General features: G+C 43.7%; 15 protein-coding genes. 8 read left to right on the top strand and 7 right to left on the bottom strand.

The genetic code is table 11. The features are described from left to right. Nucleotides 1-132: 132 nt before the first annotated feature. From MUCPA_RS05635 to MUCPA_RS05625, 3 genes are all read right to left on the bottom strand, one after another. Complete coding sequence (locus MUCPA_RS05635) at nucleotides 133-1,557, bottom strand: COG3014 family protein (protein WP_008504993.1); 1,425 nt, start codon at nucleotides 1,555-1,557, stop codon at nucleotides 133-135. Between the two features lie 68 nt (nucleotides 1,558-1,625). Further along, nucleotides 1,626-2,219 carry a penicillin-binding protein activator LpoB gene (locus MUCPA_RS05630; protein ID WP_008504992.1) on the bottom strand — a complete coding sequence of 198 codons (594 nt, stop codon included), beginning with the start codon at nucleotides 2,217-2,219 and terminating at the stop codon, nucleotides 1,626-1,628. 51 nt (nucleotides 2,220-2,270) lie between these two features. Beyond that, entirely contained in the window at nucleotides 2,271-2,669 is a 399-nt protein-coding gene (locus MUCPA_RS05625) for a hypothetical protein (protein ID WP_008504991.1), read from the bottom strand. A 268-nt stretch (nucleotides 2,670-2,937) separates the two neighbouring features. On the opposite strand from MUCPA_RS05625, the gene MUCPA_RS05620 reads away from it, so the two are divergent. After that, on the top strand, nucleotides 2,938-4,185 hold the full coding sequence (locus MUCPA_RS05620) for a glycoside hydrolase family 28 protein (RefSeq protein WP_008504990.1): 1,248 nt from the start codon (nucleotides 2,938-2,940) through the stop codon (nucleotides 4,183-4,185). 632 nt (nucleotides 4,186-4,817) lie between these two features. Here MUCPA_RS05620 and MUCPA_RS05615 read toward each other — a convergent pair. Together MUCPA_RS05615 and MUCPA_RS05610 are read right to left on the bottom strand one after the other, a co-directional pair. Next, nucleotides 4,818-5,570 (bottom strand): ABC transporter ATP-binding protein, encoded by a 753-nt coding sequence (locus MUCPA_RS05615; RefSeq protein ID WP_008504989.1) that lies wholly within the window; start codon nucleotides 5,568-5,570, stop codon nucleotides 4,818-4,820. Then, on the bottom strand, nucleotides 5,567-6,298 hold the full coding sequence (locus MUCPA_RS05610; protein ID WP_008504988.1) for an MlaE family ABC transporter permease: 732 nt from the start codon (nucleotides 6,296-6,298) through the stop codon (nucleotides 5,567-5,569). Before MUCPA_RS05610 ends, MUCPA_RS05615 begins: the two co-directional genes overlap by 4 nt. A gap of 207 nt (nucleotides 6,299-6,505) precedes the next feature. Between MUCPA_RS05610 and MUCPA_RS05605 the strand changes: the two genes are divergently transcribed. The 5 genes from MUCPA_RS05605 (at nucleotide 6,506) to MUCPA_RS35725 (ending at nucleotide 10,507) form a co-directional block, all read left to right on the top strand. Further along, a complete protein-coding gene (locus tag MUCPA_RS05605) occupies nucleotides 6,506-7,210 on the top strand; it encodes an SDR family oxidoreductase (protein WP_008504987.1) in 705 nt (234 codons plus the stop codon). Between the two features lie 25 nt (nucleotides 7,211-7,235). Continuing rightward, nucleotides 7,236-7,766 carry a PspC domain-containing protein gene (locus MUCPA_RS05600; protein ID WP_008504986.1) on the top strand — a complete coding sequence of 177 codons (531 nt, stop codon included), beginning with the start codon at nucleotides 7,236-7,238 and terminating at the stop codon, nucleotides 7,764-7,766. A 4-nt stretch (nucleotides 7,767-7,770) separates the two neighbouring features. Continuing rightward, entirely contained in the window at nucleotides 7,771-8,769 is a 999-nt protein-coding gene (locus MUCPA_RS05595) for a LiaI-LiaF-like domain-containing protein (protein ID WP_008504985.1), read from the top strand. A 257-nt stretch (nucleotides 8,770-9,026) separates the two neighbouring features. After that, nucleotides 9,027-9,635 carry an RDD family protein gene (locus MUCPA_RS05590; protein ID WP_040625738.1) on the top strand — a complete coding sequence of 203 codons (609 nt, stop codon included), beginning with the start codon at nucleotides 9,027-9,029 and terminating at the stop codon, nucleotides 9,633-9,635. 182 nt (nucleotides 9,636-9,817) lie between these two features. Then, nucleotides 9,818-10,507 carry an RDD family protein gene (locus MUCPA_RS35725; RefSeq protein ID WP_008504983.1) on the top strand — a complete coding sequence of 230 codons (690 nt, stop codon included), beginning with the start codon at nucleotides 9,818-9,820 and terminating at the stop codon, nucleotides 10,505-10,507. Nucleotides 10,508-10,625: 118 nt separating this feature from the next. Here the strand turns inward: MUCPA_RS35725 and MUCPA_RS05580 are convergent, their stop codons facing one another. Next, nucleotides 10,626-11,462, bottom strand: coding sequence for a hypothetical protein (locus tag MUCPA_RS05580; RefSeq protein ID WP_008504981.1), 837 nt, complete (start codon nucleotides 11,460-11,462; stop codon nucleotides 10,626-10,628). A 124-nt stretch (nucleotides 11,463-11,586) separates the two neighbouring features. Between MUCPA_RS05580 and ispG the strand changes: the two genes are divergently transcribed. Further along, nucleotides 11,587-13,668, top strand: a complete 2,082-nt coding sequence (gene ispG, locus MUCPA_RS05575; protein WP_008504979.1) for a (E)-4-hydroxy-3-methylbut-2-enyl-diphosphate synthase — start codon at nucleotides 11,587-11,589, stop codon at nucleotides 13,666-13,668. 420 nt (nucleotides 13,669-14,088) lie between these two features. On the opposite strand, the gene MUCPA_RS05565 is transcribed toward ispG, so the two are convergent. Further along, entirely contained in the window at nucleotides 14,089-14,691 is a 603-nt protein-coding gene (locus MUCPA_RS05565) for a hypothetical protein (RefSeq protein ID WP_008504977.1), read from the bottom strand. Nucleotides 14,692-14,913: 222 nt separating this feature from the next. On the opposite strand from MUCPA_RS05565, the gene MUCPA_RS05560 reads away from it, so the two are divergent. Continuing rightward, nucleotides 14,914-16,650 (top strand): ubiquinone-dependent pyruvate dehydrogenase, encoded by a 1,737-nt coding sequence (locus MUCPA_RS05560; protein ID WP_008504975.1) that lies wholly within the window; start codon nucleotides 14,914-14,916, stop codon nucleotides 16,648-16,650. The last annotated feature ends 108 nt before the right edge of the window (nucleotides 16,651-16,758 follow it).

Genomic DNA, 16,758 nt, shown 5'->3' with positions numbered 1-16,758 from the left:
TCCGATGAGGTACGAAGAGGAATTTTTTAAGAGCAACACGTCTACAGTATACTTATCGCTCGCAAAAGCTTTCTTCTTTTGTGTGGGAACAGCAGAATTTGAGAACTGAGCTTACTATCCCAATATCCAACTTTAACGCAAAGTAGAAAAATTATAAAACTGCAACCTGCCGTTACCATTTATTTTAATGGTTTTAGTTTCGTCAGCTCCATTGCTGGTTTTCATGGTGATGCTGATGGTGTTTTCGCCTCTTTGCAATGGGATACGCGCGTAGCAGATCTGCGCGGGTAAAGTTTGCCAGTTGCGTGTATCGGCCTTTTCCGATAGCAGGCTATACAGTTGCATGCCGTAGCTCCCGGCCTCTAACAGCGAGTTGGTTTTGCCGTTGGTATTGGCTGCCGCTCGCATGCTGTACTCTGCCATTTTTTTTACGGCCAGCCGGGATAATACCTTACTCATTTCGGCCAGGGCGCGTTGCTTCAGTGTTTTAATAGCCAGGTCGGTTACGTCTTCCGTTTTTTCGAGGGGGACTTGTACCTGGTTATTGGTAATTGTAGCGCTGGCATAGTAAGGCTTTTGTGGGATGTATTTGGGGAAAGCGGCTCTTAAGCTTTCAACCGATTTCAGGTCAACCTTATTCCGGTCGCCACTGTATTCAAACGGAACGGTGATGCCTCCGGCTGCGTCGGTAAAAAATAGCGCGCCGTTACTATCCCTGATCAAGCTGAAATCCAGGTCGACCTGGGTTTTCACCGGGGCCAGTCCGTTCTCCCAAAAAAACACCAACTCTCCGCCTTCCGGTAATGGGGCAGGTTGATAAGTGATGCCAAAGGTTTTTTCAAATTGTTCAGCCTCGGTAGTAAAACCGTTTAACGATGCCGTGCGGATCAGGTCGCGCTTCAGTTCGGCCGGGATCCTGGTGCCATAATAAGTACTGTCCGGGCTGGCAAAGTATATTTCGGCAGCATTTCGGTAGGATATAAAGGCATTATTTACATCCTTATCGCTTTCATAAAGTAATCCCTGGAACGCCAGCGAAAAAGCGTCGTTGCTATACCTGTTGTTATTGTTGTTAAATTTATCGCCCTGTTGCTGTGCCTGTAGGCTGATGCGGCGCGCTTCAACAATGGCATCCTCGGTATTGTGCAGGTAGATATAGTTAAGGGCCTTATAATAGTGGATCATGAATTTTTCAAAATCCTCGCCTTTATACCGTTGCGACATCGGGTTAACAAACAGCCCTACAGCCGCATCGGCAACACTGGTAAGCCCCTGTTCCAACATCGAATCTGCTTCGTTAAAATATTGATTGCTCTCGTTATATTTACCGTTCAAATGGCATACTCTTCCCTTTTCCATCAAATACAATAACCTGTTGCGCGGTTTTTGTATCAGTGTGTTCTTGTCGAGCTGTTTTTCTGCATCTGCATAATTTCCCGCCGACACGTCTTTATAATAAGGTATGATGCGGTCGTTATAAGTAGCACAGCCTAACAAAAAAAGCATCAATCCGATAACAGATGATGCTCCAAGAATATTCTTACGAATGTTTATCATTAATTACAAAATGTAAATAACCCCTTTAACCAATGGTTACGGGGTTTAAGGTAAGGTCGGCTTGCAGCTTAGTTTTTAACGTATTTGGCTATTTTTTTCTCGCCTATCCATACCACTTCGTTGGTTTGGATATTGGTTAACTCCAAATTTACCTGGTAATAAACAACCTTTTGGCGTTTGTGCGCATCCACGATAGAATTGATAGAGCCCTGTAAAATAAAATCGGCACCGTTTTCCAGCCCGAATTTTTTCATTGACGAAACAGAGGCGTTGTTTTGCTGGTCTTCTTTCTCGGCACGCAGCTCTTCACGCTTTTTGCCTCCCTGTACCAGGCGTATCTTTTGCGTTTGTATAAACGAGTTTTCTACATCCTTTAAAAAGGTTTCGGCATCAATATGTTCATGGCTTTTATTCTGAACAAAACCAACAATAACGGTTGGCCTCTTGCCTTGCTGTTCTGTTTGGAAATTGGTGATCCAGGGGCCGTTTAAAATTTTACCGGTTAAATCTTCGGCAACCATCCTCGAGTCGCTGTTATTCCATGAACCGCTGATATCGATCGTTTGATCGGTACTTACGCGGGTTACCTGCCTGGAGCATGATGTTATGATGAATCCTGAAGTTAAAAGTGCGGCTATGGTTACTAATTTATTAAGTTTCATTACGTTGTTTAAAGGTTTATGATGTAATATAATTGTGTTGTCTGTAAATATTTACCAGCCGATGCCGAAACCAAAACGACCGCGACCGTAAAAGTGATTGCCATAGCCATAATTGCCGAAAATGTACGGGTATGAATAACCGCCATAAAGGCCCCATGACGGAGAGTAGTCATAGTAACCTGAATTCAGCATTTCCTGATGCCTCCATGCGCGGTTTTGCTGGCGTCGTTCCTGGCGGGCCTCGTACCAATCATAAGCTTTATAAGTGTTTTGCACGGTAGTGCCATGCTGGCTGTTCAGCGAATCGGCTATAGCGGCATATTTTTGCACACTGGCCATGTAGTTTGGGTTTTGATCGGGAGCAAGCGGTGCAGCTTCCTGGGCTTTTACTATGCCGCCATACAGGCTGCCTAATAGTAAACCGCAAATAATGATTAAATTCCTTTTCATCACTTTTTTAAATTATACTTCAAAAATACATAACTTTTAAATTCATCCGCCCTAAAAAAAAGCTGAGAAGCGTCATTTAACCTAATTTAACAATCATAGCAAGGTAAAAAAATGATACCCGACTTGTTTGATTAGCCTGCTTAAACAAAGAGTTGCGTTGTTAAACTTTATTTGGCCCGAACTATAAATTAGCCCTAACTTTACCCTAACAATCGGTCTGTTTTGCAATGGCGCGTTTGCCGCGAAAAACCAATTTACGAAACCTATAATGAATAAGTTATTTATATCTGCCTTTTTATTGTTCAGCACGCTTATCGCTCGGTCTCAGGATTATGTAATTACTAAGCTGGGTGTTGGTGCCGATAGCACAAAATTGAATACAACCGTTATCCAGTCCGTTATTGATAAGGCAAATGCCAGCGGTGGTGGTACCATTGTTATCCCTAAAGGTGTTTATCTTACAGGTGCTTTGTTTTTTAAACCCAAAACCCGCTTACGCTTAGAAGAAGGCGCCAGATTGAAAGGATCGGATAATATTGCGGATTATCCCTTAATACCCTCGCGGATGGAAGGCAGAAATCTTGATTATTATGCCGCCCTTGTTAACGCCTATCACGTAGACAACTTTAGCATTACCGGTCCCGGAGAAATTAATGGCAACGGTTTGCGTTACTGGAAAGCTTTTTGGGATCATCGCGACTCTTTGAAAAAGCTAAATCAATCGAGCACTAACCTGGAAGTACACAGGCCGCGCCTGCTTTTTATTTGGGGATGCAATAACGTCACTATCCAAAATGTTAAACTGCACAATTCGGGCTTCTGGACAACCCATCTGTACCAAAGTAATAACGTGCTGATTGAAAATTGTGATATCCGCTCGCCATTTAAACCAGTACCGGCACCCAGTACCGATGGGGTAGATATCGACGTATGTAAAAAAGTAACCATCCGCAACTGCTATATTTCGGTTAATGATGATGCCGTTTGTATTAAGGGAGGGAAAGGCCCGGACGCCCAGAAGTTACCCGGTAACGGTATAGTTGAAGATGTTCTGGTTGAGAATTGCTCTTTCGGATCTGCCCACGCTACGTTAACACTGGGGAGCGAATGCATTCACGCCCGCAATATTACCATCAGAAACTGTAAGGTAGATAATAATTGTCCCATCCTGAGGTTGAAAATGAGGCCTGATACTTACCAATTATTTGAAAATGTTACAGTAGAAAACATCACAGGCACCTGCGGGCAAATTCTTAATCTAAACCCCTGGAAACAATTTTTTGATCTGGGCAACAGCGGCGAAAAGCCATTCGGCATCGTTAAGAATATCAACTTCAAAAACATTAAAGTAAAATGCGATAACTTTGGTGATATTGAAGGGAACCCGGCCGACCAGGTTTCTAACATTGTATTCAAAAATATCGATGCTACAGCCAAAACGCCTTTAAATAATAAGTACAAGGATGTAAAGGCTGAAAATGTGCTGTTGAATGGCAAACCGTTAATTATCAATTAAGGCGGAGAAAATGGGTCTTCTTGATTGTGCAGTTTCCAACTTATAATGACGTTCTTTTAAGTTGTTGATTATCAATATCGAATCGTCATTGCGAGGTACGAAGCAATCTCTACGTATGCAGAGCGGCTCTGAAGGTTCGCCCTGTATATTATAAAGACGTCTACTTAAGTTATTGATTATCAGCACGTCTGTTGTTGCTTGGATAATCAGTATTCTTAACTTAGAACATCGGCCCGCTCAATCGCCGCGGAAGAGCTTGTTCGTTATTCACTATTGTTTGTTTTTGGGTGTGAATGATTGCTATCGCAATTTTGTCTTGATACAAAAAGTAACCAAAAAATCAAGACTGCCCGATCCTTCCACCCACAGGCCAACTCCCGGCCCGGCGTGCAGTCAGGCTTTTGCGCACTTTTCTTCTGACATAATAATAGTCTGCGAGGTTCAAACGTCATCTTAGTGGGTGTCCCCACCGACTTCTGATACCAGGCAGAGTTTGCGTAAGTAGTCGGTGGGACGCCGACTAAGGCATGAATCGGTGCATCCACTTCCGGCCTACAACTTCATTTAGTCCACCATGGACCATGGACTATCGACCATGGACTTCAATACATATAACCGCCCAGGCTAAATACCTATAGCTTCTCCCTTGCCGCCTGCATAAATTTACTGGCGAATACAAAGCTGTTCAGCTCCGGATTATCGGTATGGGCAATCTCTTTATTGCTGCCTTCCCACCATTTTTTACCCTCGTTTAAAAAGATGATATGATCGCCAATACCCATTACCGAGTTCATATCGTGTGTTACTACTACCGTAGTGGTTTGATATTCCTGGGTAATTTCGGCTATCAGTTCATCAATCAGGATAGATGTTTTAGGGTCAAGACCCGAGTTTGGCTCATCGACAAACAAATACTTAGGCTGCATGGATATGGCGCGGGCAATACCTACGCGTTTTTTCATCCCGCCCGAAAGCTCTGATGGGTACAGTTTGTTTTTGCCGGCAAGGTTTACCCGTTCGAGGCAAAAGTTAGCCCGGTCAATCTTTTCAGACCGTGGCATCTTGGTAAAAAGGTTGAGCGGAAAAATAATGTTATCCTCAACCGTCATCGAATCGAACAGGGCCGAACTTTGAAACAGCATCCCAATCTGCTTACGGATGGGTACGCGTTCTACAAAGTCCATGTTGGTGAAATTTTGCCCATCGTACAGTACTTCGCCTTCTGTAGGCTCATGCAAGCCAACGATACATTTAAGTAAAGTGGTTTTGCCCGAACCAGAGCCACCGATAATCAGGTTATTCATCCCCGGTTTTAATTGCGCGTTAATACCCTGCAGTACTTTATTTTCGCCAAAAGTTTTGTGAATGTTTATCGTTTCTATCATAGCATCAAACGCGAAATAACTAAGTCGGCAAATAAGATAAAGATACAGCTGAAAACTACGCCGCGTGTGGCTGATTGACCAACCTCTAAAGCGCCACCCGATGTATAAAACCCCTGGTAAGCGCAAATGGAAGTAATAATAAAGCCAAAAAAGGTGGCTTTAACCATACTTACCTGTAAAATAATAGTTTTAAAACCATCTGTCAAGCCGGTAATATAATCGGCCGTTGATACTTCGCTTGATGCTGCACAGGCTATGTAGCCGCCCAGTAAACCCAGGCTGATGGATATCACCGTCAATAAGGGGATCATGAGCACGCCCGATATGATTTTAGGCGAAATGAGATAACCGGGAGCATTTACGCCCATAATCTCGAGCGCGTCGATCTGTTCGGTTACGCGCATGGTTCCAATTTGGGATGCTATGCTTGAGCCCACCCGACCGGCCAGTACCAGTGCCGATATAGTAGGGCTAAACTCCAGGATGGTAGAGTCGCGGGTGATGGTACCTACTATGGTTTTAGGGATAAAATCGCTCACCAACTGGAAAGCAGTTTGAATGGTGGCCACAGCCCCAATAAAAACCGATATGATGCTGATAATACCCAGGGAACCTAATCCGATAGATACCATTTCGCGCATTACTTCGGCCCAGTAAACACTAAACTTTTCGGGCCGCTTAAAGCTTAGTTTCATCAAGAGTATATATCTTCCCAGGTGGTATAGCATTCTTTTAGTTTAATTGGGGTAAAAGTACATTTTTTTCATTTAATCGTTTGCTTTTTTGACTCGGTCGAATCATCAGCTTGCTTTTTTTGTTATTGTATCAATACGGCCACCTGTTTTTTAGCTTATTTACCGCCAGGGCTAACATTCCTTTTAAATTTCTAATTTTAAAGCGGGAGTTTAGAGCTCCATCATCCAAAATAAAAAAACATGGAAAATGTGATCATCACCGGCGCAACCAAAGGCATGGGCCGGGCAATTGCCATAGCCTTTGCTAAACAAGGAACAAACCTGGCTATTTGTTCGCGTAATAATGAAGAATTATTGATTTTAAAGGAACAACTCATCAAGATAAATCCCGAAATAAAAATTGTAAGCCGCCAAACCGACTGTAGTATCAAGGACGAGGTATTAACTTTTGCAGGCCTTGCCGAGCAGGAATTGGGCTTTATAAGTGTAATTATAAATAATGTGGGCGTGTACGAACCATTGAGCATATTGGATGAAGATGAATTTGCCTTTCAGCGCATGCTGGATATCAACTTGATGCCTTCGTATCAGTTATATCGTTATTTTGGTAAAACCATGATGGCATCCGGCCGCGGACATATCTTTACCATATGCTCGGTGGCCGCTATAAACCCCGTTGCAGAAGCCGGCATGTATTCTGTAACTAAATTTGCCCTGCTGGGTCTAAGTAAAGTAATGAGGCTCGAGATGCAGGATTACGGTGTAAAGGTAACTACGCTTTTACCGGGATCAACATTAACAGAATCGTGGAAAGATACCGGTTTATCTCCGGATAGGTTTGTATCTCCTGATGATGTTGCTTCGTCAATTATAGCAGCCTGGAAAATGAGCAAAGGTGCTAATATTGACGAGATCGTAATTAAACCTGTATGGGGCCAGGTGTAAAATTATTAAACTAAAAAACTCAGTCATGGAAAACAAATTATACCGAGATGAGCACCGTAAAGTGATAGGCGGTGTTTGCGCCGGTTTGGCAAATTATTTTAATGTAGATGTATCGCTGGTGAGGGTAGTGTTTGTACTTGCCCTGCTACTAAAAGGCGGAGGCTTTTTAATATACTTCATTTTATGGGCGGTAATTCCGGCCAGGCCCTTTTATACCGTTGACGATCAGTTTTTTACTCCACCACTTAAACAACCGGAACCTTTTGTGCCAGCTAAAAAAACGATATCTACCGGCAGCCTTATCGGTGGCATAGTGCTTATTATGTTAGGCGGCTATTTACTGCTCGAAGAATATGATATCATTCCGGATCTGGATTTTGATAAATTTTGGCCAGTGGTACTGATCGTTATCGGGTTGGTTTTAATGTTTGGTTTTTGGCGTCGCAAACCCGAGCCGGAACAACCCAAGGCGGCAACCTGGGATCAAAAAGACACTGAAGCCGAAAATAAAAACGACAACGATATTTCATCTACTGATTATACTAAAACGATATAAGATCATGCGGAACGATAAATTAATTCCGGGTACAATCCTGGTCATCATAGGGATACTTTTTTTGATGGATAACTTTGGCCTTATTCATTTCAGTTGGAGTAACTTTTTTCACCTTTGGCCAATAATTCTTGTAATTGCAGGTGTAAACCTGGTGTTTTCGCACAACCGCTCCGGAGTGGCAACGGCTATCAAAATAATTGTTTTGATTGTGGGCCTGGGCTTTTTAATATTCAGTGGCCTAAGGCGGCACCAGTATGATAATAACTGGGACTTTGGTTTTAACAGGCATTATGACTACAACGACTCGGACACTACCGATGATAATGATGACGACGAGATGGATGGCGATTCGATTGTAAAGGTTGAAGGGAATGGGCATTATCAAGAAGCCTACAAGCCCGAAATTAAACTTGCCCGCTTAAATATTACCGGTGGTGGTACAAGCTACACATTGAAAGATGCAACTAACAATCTTTTTGAGGCCGATACCAAAGAGTATAGCGATAGGTATGTGTTAACAAGCAGTGTTGATTCGGCCACGCAGACGCTCGATTTTGATATGAATAATAAGCACCACCATGGTATACACTTTAACTTTGGCGGGAATAAAGCCAACAAAGCTTATATTAAATTAAACAATAACCCGGAGTGGGAGATCAGGGTGCAAACCGGGGCTACCAAGCTCGATTTTGATTTAACCAACTTTAAGATCAGGAAATTGAAACTGGAAGGCGGCGCGGCATCTTTCCACGTAAAAATGGGTCAGCCCTTAGCCGAAAGCAGGGTGGAGGTTTCTACTGGTGTATCCGAAGTTTCGCTGAATGTGCCTCAAAACGCAGCTTGCCGTATCACAACCGAAACCGGCCTTTCCTCTAAAAGTATTACCGGCTTTCAAAATACCGGCGAGAACGAATACGAAACGCCGGGGTTTGATAAAGCTGCTAATAAAATGTATATTAAGCTAAGCGGTGGCATATCTGATTTTAAGGTGAAACAGTATTGATTTTAAGTCCAGAGTCCTTAGTCTGGAGCCTTGAGTCAAATTGCGTTTTTTTAATGAGCATTAGTTTGACTCAGGCTTAACCGACATTTGGCCGTTAAAACGGCAGTCCTTTTAATGGATAGCCAGGAGTGTAAGGCTCCTATTGGATTTGCTTTATTCAATTGCGATTAAAAGCGAAGGGCAATAGAATAATAACAATATTTAACAGCGGCAAAGGGGGCATCTTATTGTTCCCTTTGCTGTTTTTAGCAGGATATATGGATGACGAATATTTATTAGTGGTAAATGGTAAGCCCGAAGGGCCATATACACTGGATGAGCTAAGGGCAAAACGCATTCAGGCGGATGATTTTGTTAAAACAGCATCGATGGTTGATTATAAGGAAGCGCACGAAATTGCCGAACTGCGTTCCATATTTGGCTTTCGTTTACAATCGGTTGTGCCGCAATATTTCGGAGCTTTTGATCAGCGTGTGCTGGCCGCCCTTATCGATTGGCTTATTGTAACCGGAGTATTTGTTGTACCGGCCCTTTTGGCTGTATTGCTAATCGGCGATAAGCAAATCCGTGTCATTTTATCCCTTAGTCTTTTGGTCGTTGTTCCCTTAGCCAACCTGGTGTATCATATTGTAATGGAGGGTTCCGCGCGGCAGGCTACCTTCGGTAAAAAGGTTTTGAAGATCAGGGTTTGTAACCTGGATGGCTCTGATATTGACACCGCCAAAGCAGCGGGGCGTAACCTGGCTAAGGTGTTTTCTGCGCTTACGTTTTTCGTTGGTTATATCATTTGTTTTTTTAATAAAAAACAACAGTGCCTGCACGATATGATAGCCGGAACTTTGGTGATGCGCGACAGATTGGTTTGATAAAATCAATAAAAAAAATTGTCGCTTTTATTGTCGACATCCGTACAAGTTTTGCGATTGAAATAAGCGGCTTCAGCTGGTTGATGTAATGCTGATGTTAATTATTATGGATCAACTATCGCCTTTATAAGCAATCACCACATAAAACCATTACTTTTGCGCTATAGTACATTGCTGCATATATGAATAACGAATATTACATTTTAAAAGACGGTCAAAGAGTTGGCCCATTCAACACTCAGGAGTTAATGGACAAGCCTCTGGAATCCGATGATGTTATTTTGTTACCATCGCAAACACAGGGAATCCCGGCTTATACGATGCCGGAATTCAAATCTTATTTTAAAAGTGAAGGTATTTACTATCCCACTCGTGAAAATACATCAACTTATTTTTTGCGTTTACCAGCCTACATTATCGATGCTTTTGTTGTCGCGATTGGTACAGAGATACTCGCTCTATTTATTTTCCCGCAATACATGTTTAAGCTCCAGGGGGTTTTTACGTTGGAATTGATGAAGGATCCTAATGCGTTAGCACAAACTCTGAAGAAATACAGCACTGATGTGATTATTATTCATACTGTATTGTCGTTGATGATAATACTGTATAACGCGATCTGCGAATCGAGCAAGATAAGGGCATCAATAGGGAAATACGTTTTAGGCTTAGCCGTTGTTGACGAATCAGGTTACAGCCTATCTTTTGGCCAGGCATTTAAACGCAACATTGGTAAAATCATCTATCTGATTATGGATTTTTTAATCGGCGCTCTTTCTTACATAGCCTATATGCGAATCATCTGGGGCGACCGCCATCAGGCCATACACGACAGGTTTGCCGCATGCTTTGTAGTTAGTAAAAAAATGTAGATTGGTATTGAGGCATGAGCCGGGAGTCTTTAGTCCTGACTGATTACTAAAGACATTCCAGGCTTCTAACGCAAGGCTGAAGACTCCTGACTAAAGACTCAGGACTCCCGGCTCTCGGCTACTTTCTCCTCACTAACGTATATTTTAGCTTCCCTATCAGGGCCAATGTAGAATCTGCGTTGGCGTTAGTATCATATAGTTTTAAAGTGTCCTTGTTTATTTTAAAGGTATAACTCACCTGTTGGGGGCTATATAAATCGAATGCAATTTCATCCAGGTTCTTCATCGGCCCATTGTTCAGGTCGTTTTGAATGCTGTAGGTTAAAAAATTGAGCAGGCCGGTAACTCCGCCCCGGTCGGTAAAGGTGACATTGCTCCTCGCGCCCGAACTATCAGTCGAGGTATATTTACCCGCTATCAGGCCTTTGTTAATCAGGTAGTCTATACCATCATCTAAATTCTTGGTTTTTTTGTTTAGCGCCTTAACATACCGGGTAGTAGTGGTTGTATTATTCCCGGGGTTATAATCGTATAAAACCAGGGTAGTGTCATCGCTTCTGAACCGGATATAATAGCCGAGGTCAAAATTGCCAAGTTTAATAGTCCGTTTTGTTTTTCCGGGTGTAAACTTTAGCACCAGGTTACTGCCTTCGTGGTTACCCCAGCCAGCCGCCGTGATTATGCTGTCGCCTTTAACGCTTTGGGTGTCTATCACTAAAACGGTTAAACCAGTAGCCATATCAGCAGCCGCCAGGGGCGATTGGTATTTAATTACCTTGTCGATGTAATCGCTTTTTACCCATGATCCGCCAATAATGGGTTTGAATTTTTTGATCAGGTTCCGGGTTTCAATCTCCGCTGTGTTCGTTGCCGTGTCAGTGCTCTTGGTTTTTGTATTGCTTTTGCAGGATACCAATACAGCGATGATGGCTGCGATAAATAGGATATTCTTCATACGATAGTTTAAGTAGGATGCTCACTAAAATATAACTTTTTCTTTACCCGTCCATGTTTCCCGGCTAATTATTCGGCTATAAATCATCATCATTATCATTAACTTTGTACATTAATATTTTTACATGAACGCTGAAGCAATTAAGGCCCTGAAGGGTGGTTACTGTAATTCGTTAACGGAATATTCGCGTTTTGTAACACGCGAGGTAACTATTGGCGATGTGCCGATGGGCGGTAATAACCCCATCCGGATCCAGAGCATGACAACCACCAATACCATGGATACCCTGGGTACGGTTGAGCAAAGCATCCGCATGGTTGACGCCGGCTGTGAGTACGTACGTATTACGGCGCCCAGCATTAAAGAGGCCCAGAACCTGGCCGAGATAAAAAAAGAGCTGCGTAAGCGTGGTTATACCGTGCCGCTGGTGGCCGACATCCATTTTACCCCGAACGCTGCCGAAGTAGCCGCGCGGATTGTAGAGAAGGTGCGTGTAAACCCCGGCAACTATGCCGATAAAAAGAAATTTGACCAATTAGAATATACTCCAGCCGAATACCAGGCCGAGTTGGACCGCATCTACCAAAAGTTTGCGCCCCTGGTAAAAATATGTAAAGAATACGGTACTGCTATGCGTATCGGTACCAACCATGGTTCGCTGTCAGACAGGATTATGAGCCAGTACGGTGATACACCGCGTGGCATGGTAGAATCGGCTATGGAATTTATGCGGATGTGCGAGGCGCTTAATTATTATAACCTGGTCATCTCCATGAAATCGAGCAACCCGCAGGTGATGGTGCAAGCCTACCGGATGCTGGTGGAAACAATGGTTGCCGAGGGGATGAACTACCCGCTGCATTTAGGCGTAACCGAAGCCGGCGACGGCGAGGACGGACGCATTAAATCCGCCGTAGGTATAGGCACCTTGCTGGAAGATGGTTTGGGCGATACGGTAAGAGTATCGTTAACCGAAGAGCCTGAATATGAATCGCCGGTAGCCATTGCTCTGGTGAACCGTTATTTTGTAAGAGGACAGAGGGGGGGGAGTCTTGAGTCGGGAGTCTTGAGTCTTGAGCCGGTAGGCTCGAGCCACAACTCAGGACTCACAACTCAAGACTCAAGACTCGAGACTCAGAACTCAGAACTCAAGACTCCAGACCCGGTTACTGAAAGAAGGCACACCTACGAGGCCAACGCTTTTATAGGTGGGCACATGGTACCGAGGGTGGTGGTTGATCTTTCGGCCAAAAACCTGAAAGATCCGGCGGTATTGAATGATGCCGGTTATCTCTATTCGGAACTGTTGGATAAATATAACATGGCCGAGCAGTCGGTTGATTTTGTTTACCTGGCCAATCAGTTGCCCTCGTTTAACTTTCCCGGTAATTTAAAGCAGTTGTATAATTATGAAACCTGGAAAACTTTAACTGATAAAACCAATTGCCACCCGGTTTATAATTTAAGCGAATATATTTCGGCCACTGAGCGTGATTATGCGCTTAATTTAGTGATTGTTAAGCCAGGCGATTTGGAAACAGATGATTTTGGTTTGTTACCTTTAAACAATACCCTGGTTTTTGTACTGGAAACTGACGCCATTAACGGTATGCAGGATCAGCGCGGTTTCTTTTTTAAACTACAGGAATTAGGCTTAGATGTCCCGGTTATCATTAAAAGAACTTATCCCGAAAATGAGTTTGATTTAAGCAAATACGGCGATATCACCAGCCCCGAAGAACCTGTATCTAAATTGCAGCTTTATGCGGCTACCGATATGGGGGCCTTGCTGGTTGATGGGCTTGGAGATGGCATCTGGATAGATGCGCCCTCCATCCCCGTAAAAACTATTACCTCAACAGCTTTCGGAATTTTACAGGCTACACGCTCAAGGATTTCAAAAACCGAATATATCTCTTGCCCAAGCTGTGGCCGTACCTTGTTTGATTTGCAGGAAACCACCCAGATGATCCGCAGTCGCACCAGTCATTTAAAAGGATTGAAAATTGGTATTATGGGATGCATCGTCAATGGTCCCGGCGAAATGGCCGATGCCGATTATGGCTACGTGGGAGCCGGACCGGATAAGATAACCTTATACCGCGGCAAAGAGGTGGTACAAAAAAATGTAAGCGCCGCCAATGCACTCGATCAGTTAATCGGTATTATTAAGGGCGATGGAAACTGGATTGAGCCTGCTGTTTAATTTAACGGCGTAAAGGCGGCAAACATATCTGCCGTTTCGACCAGCGTATTTAAGGGCACATACTCGCAAACTTCGGCAAAGGCCGCCCAGATCTGGTGTACTCCCGGATTGGTATGTGCCTTTTCAATGGCATCAGCGTTCAGCCATTCAAAAACTTCGGTGATGGTGCCGTTGGCAGTTTTAACAATAATCGGCTTTCTATCGGTAACTAAGCCCAGCTTGGCAAGGTCGGGTACGTGGTTAAATACCAGTTGTTTTAATTCATTCGCTTTTCCCGGTTTTGGGCTTGTAGGCTACTATAACAAGATTGGGTGATGGACTGCTGTTCATTGTAATTTGGTTTCTACGAAGCAATGATCTCGTACTCATCATTTATAAACAAAAAGCCGTTAAGTGTATAATCTTAACGGCTTTTCTGGGTTATGCCAAAGCTACGGTTAACGTATCCTGCCACGATTGGCATAAGGGCTGGTATTTGGCCAACAGGCCTGCGTCGGTCTTTTTATTGAAGAAAGGCAATTCGTAGGATGGATTCAACACATCGTTTATCAATAACTTCAATGTAATGCTGTTTACATTTTTTGAAAACGTGGTAGTGCCCGAAGTGCCTCCAACAACAGCGCCCGCTACGCCAAACATTAAACCGCCTACCAGAGCGCGCGATATTGATTTGGAACTAACAGTTTGGCCATCGGCAATTATTTCTGTTTTAATCACATCATCATAGTTAACCACTGTATGGCTTATAAGTACCGGGTTAACCTTGTTGTGGAGTTTGGCCATCATCATATCGGCATTTGATAATTTTTTTGCCAGGATAAGCCTTTTACTGCTATTATCCAAGGCGATAAAGCAGGCGCCATTTTGATGTGTAAATGATTTGTCGGTTTTAAAGCCGGGGATGCCTGAAGCCAGGTTTTCAAATTGCTGTTTGGCTAATTTGTTGTCTTTTCCTTTTTTTAGTCCCTGCGTAACAATTAGAACTACAACTACAAGAAAGAATAAAAAAAATATTGTCATCATGATTGGTTTAGGCTGTGAAAGTAACAGTAATTGGTAAAGTAGACAAATATAAGATGAGGTAAAGTAGCAATATGCAAATATTTAATGGCGTTTTAACAAATTGGGTTTAGTATAGATTGGCAGGCTAATCAATCAGTAATCTTCATCCGGCGGCACATTTTAAAATGAATTAAAACCTGTTGAGCAATATCGGGTTATCAGATAAACAAGTTTTACAACACCATGTCAAAAAATGTAGCCGACCAATTGGTTGAAATGCTGGTTGATGCCGGCGTTAAAAGAATATATGCCGTTACCGGCGATAGCTTAAACCAGGTAAACGACGCCGTAAGGCGTAACGGGAAAATCCAGTGGATCCATGTAAGGCACGAGGAGGTTGGCGCTTACGCTGCAGGAGCCGAAGCGCAACTGGAGGGAATTGCCTGTTGCGCGGGCAGCAGCGGCCCCGGCCATGTGCATTTAATTAATGGTTTGTACGATGCCCATCGTTCTGGCGCGCCGGTAATTGCCATTGCTTCAACCATCCCGAGCTTTGAGTTTGGTACCGATTATTTCCAGGAAACCAATACCATTAAATTGTTTGACGATTGCAGCTATTACAACCAGTTGGCTACTACGCCCAAGCAATTTCCGCGGATGTTCCAAACGGCTATACAGCATGCCATCCAAAAGAAGGGTGTGGCGGTATTAGGCTTGCCCGGCGACCTTACTTCGATGGATGCCGAGGATAGCCCTACGGCTATGCAGGTTTTCAAAAACGAAGCGGTAGTTAAGCCGTCGGACGCGGACTTGCAAACCCTGGCAGAGCTGTTAAATAAACATCAAAAAATTACCATCTTTTGCGGTATTGGCGCCAAAAGTGCTCACGATGAGGTGGTTGAATTGGCCGGAAAATTGAAGGCCACAGTGGGCTACTCTTTCCGTGCTAAAATGAGCATTCAATACGATAATCCTTACGAAGTGGGTATGACGGGTCTTTTAGGGCTACCCGCTGCTTACCATAGCATGCACGAATCGGACCTGGTGTTGTTATTAGGTACCGATTTTCCGTACACGCCTTTTATGCCCCTGAATGCCAAAATTGTTCAGATCGATTTAAAGCCTGAACGCATAGGCCGCAGGGCCAAAGTTGATATCGGTCTGATGGGAGATATTAAGGATACGCTGATCGCCCTGCATCCATTACTCCACCGGAAAGAAGATGACAGCTTTTTAAAGGCGCAGCTGAAAGTTTATGCCGATGTGAAGGAGAAGATGCAGACTTATATTGAGGACAAAGGGAAAAGGGATGCCATCCATCCCGAATACGTGGCATCGGTAATTGATAAACTGGCCGATAACGATACCATTTTTACGGTAGATACAGGCATGTCATGCGTGTGGGGCGCCCGGTATATTAACGCCACCGGGAAACGGGTTATGCTCGGGTCGTTTAATCACGGCTCTATGGCTAACGCTATGCCACAGGCTTTAGGTGCGGCTTTAACCTATCCGGGCAGGCAGGTGGTGGCCTTATGTGGCGATGGAGGGATATCGATGCTGTTGGGCGATATGGCTACCATTGCACAGTACAACTTACCTGTTAAACTTGTGGTATTCAATAATAAATCGTTAGGGATGGTGAAACTGGAGATGGAAGTTGCGGGCCTTCCCGATTGGCAAACCGATATGGTGAATCCGGATTTTGCAGCCGTAGCCAAAGCGATGAATATCAAAGGTGTAACGGTAACTGATCCTGACGATGTAAACCAGGCCATCCGCGAAGCGTTTTCATTCAACGGCCCTGTACTCATCAACATCATGACTGATCCGAACGCCTTAGCCATGCCTCCCAAAGTTGAATTTGAGCAGGTAAAAGGTATGGCACTCTCCATGACCAAGATGGTTTTAAATGGCAGGATGGATGAAGTGTTGGATACGGTGAAAGCCAATTATAAACATTTGAAGGATGTTTTTTAATGCCTAAAAGCCACGTCGCGTATATTTTGAGCGGCTAAAAAAAGGCATCAGTAATCTTAGAATACCGGGAAATCAAAGCGCTACGGTTGTGGGGACAGAGTTTTGTCA

This window comes from Mucilaginibacter paludis DSM 18603, assembly GCF_000166195.2.
GTDB classification, from domain to species: Bacteria; Bacteroidota; Bacteroidia; order Sphingobacteriales; family Sphingobacteriaceae; genus Mucilaginibacter; species Mucilaginibacter paludis.
Note: the sequence above shows the minus strand (reverse complement) of the source record. Positions and strands in the feature narration are given on the sequence as shown.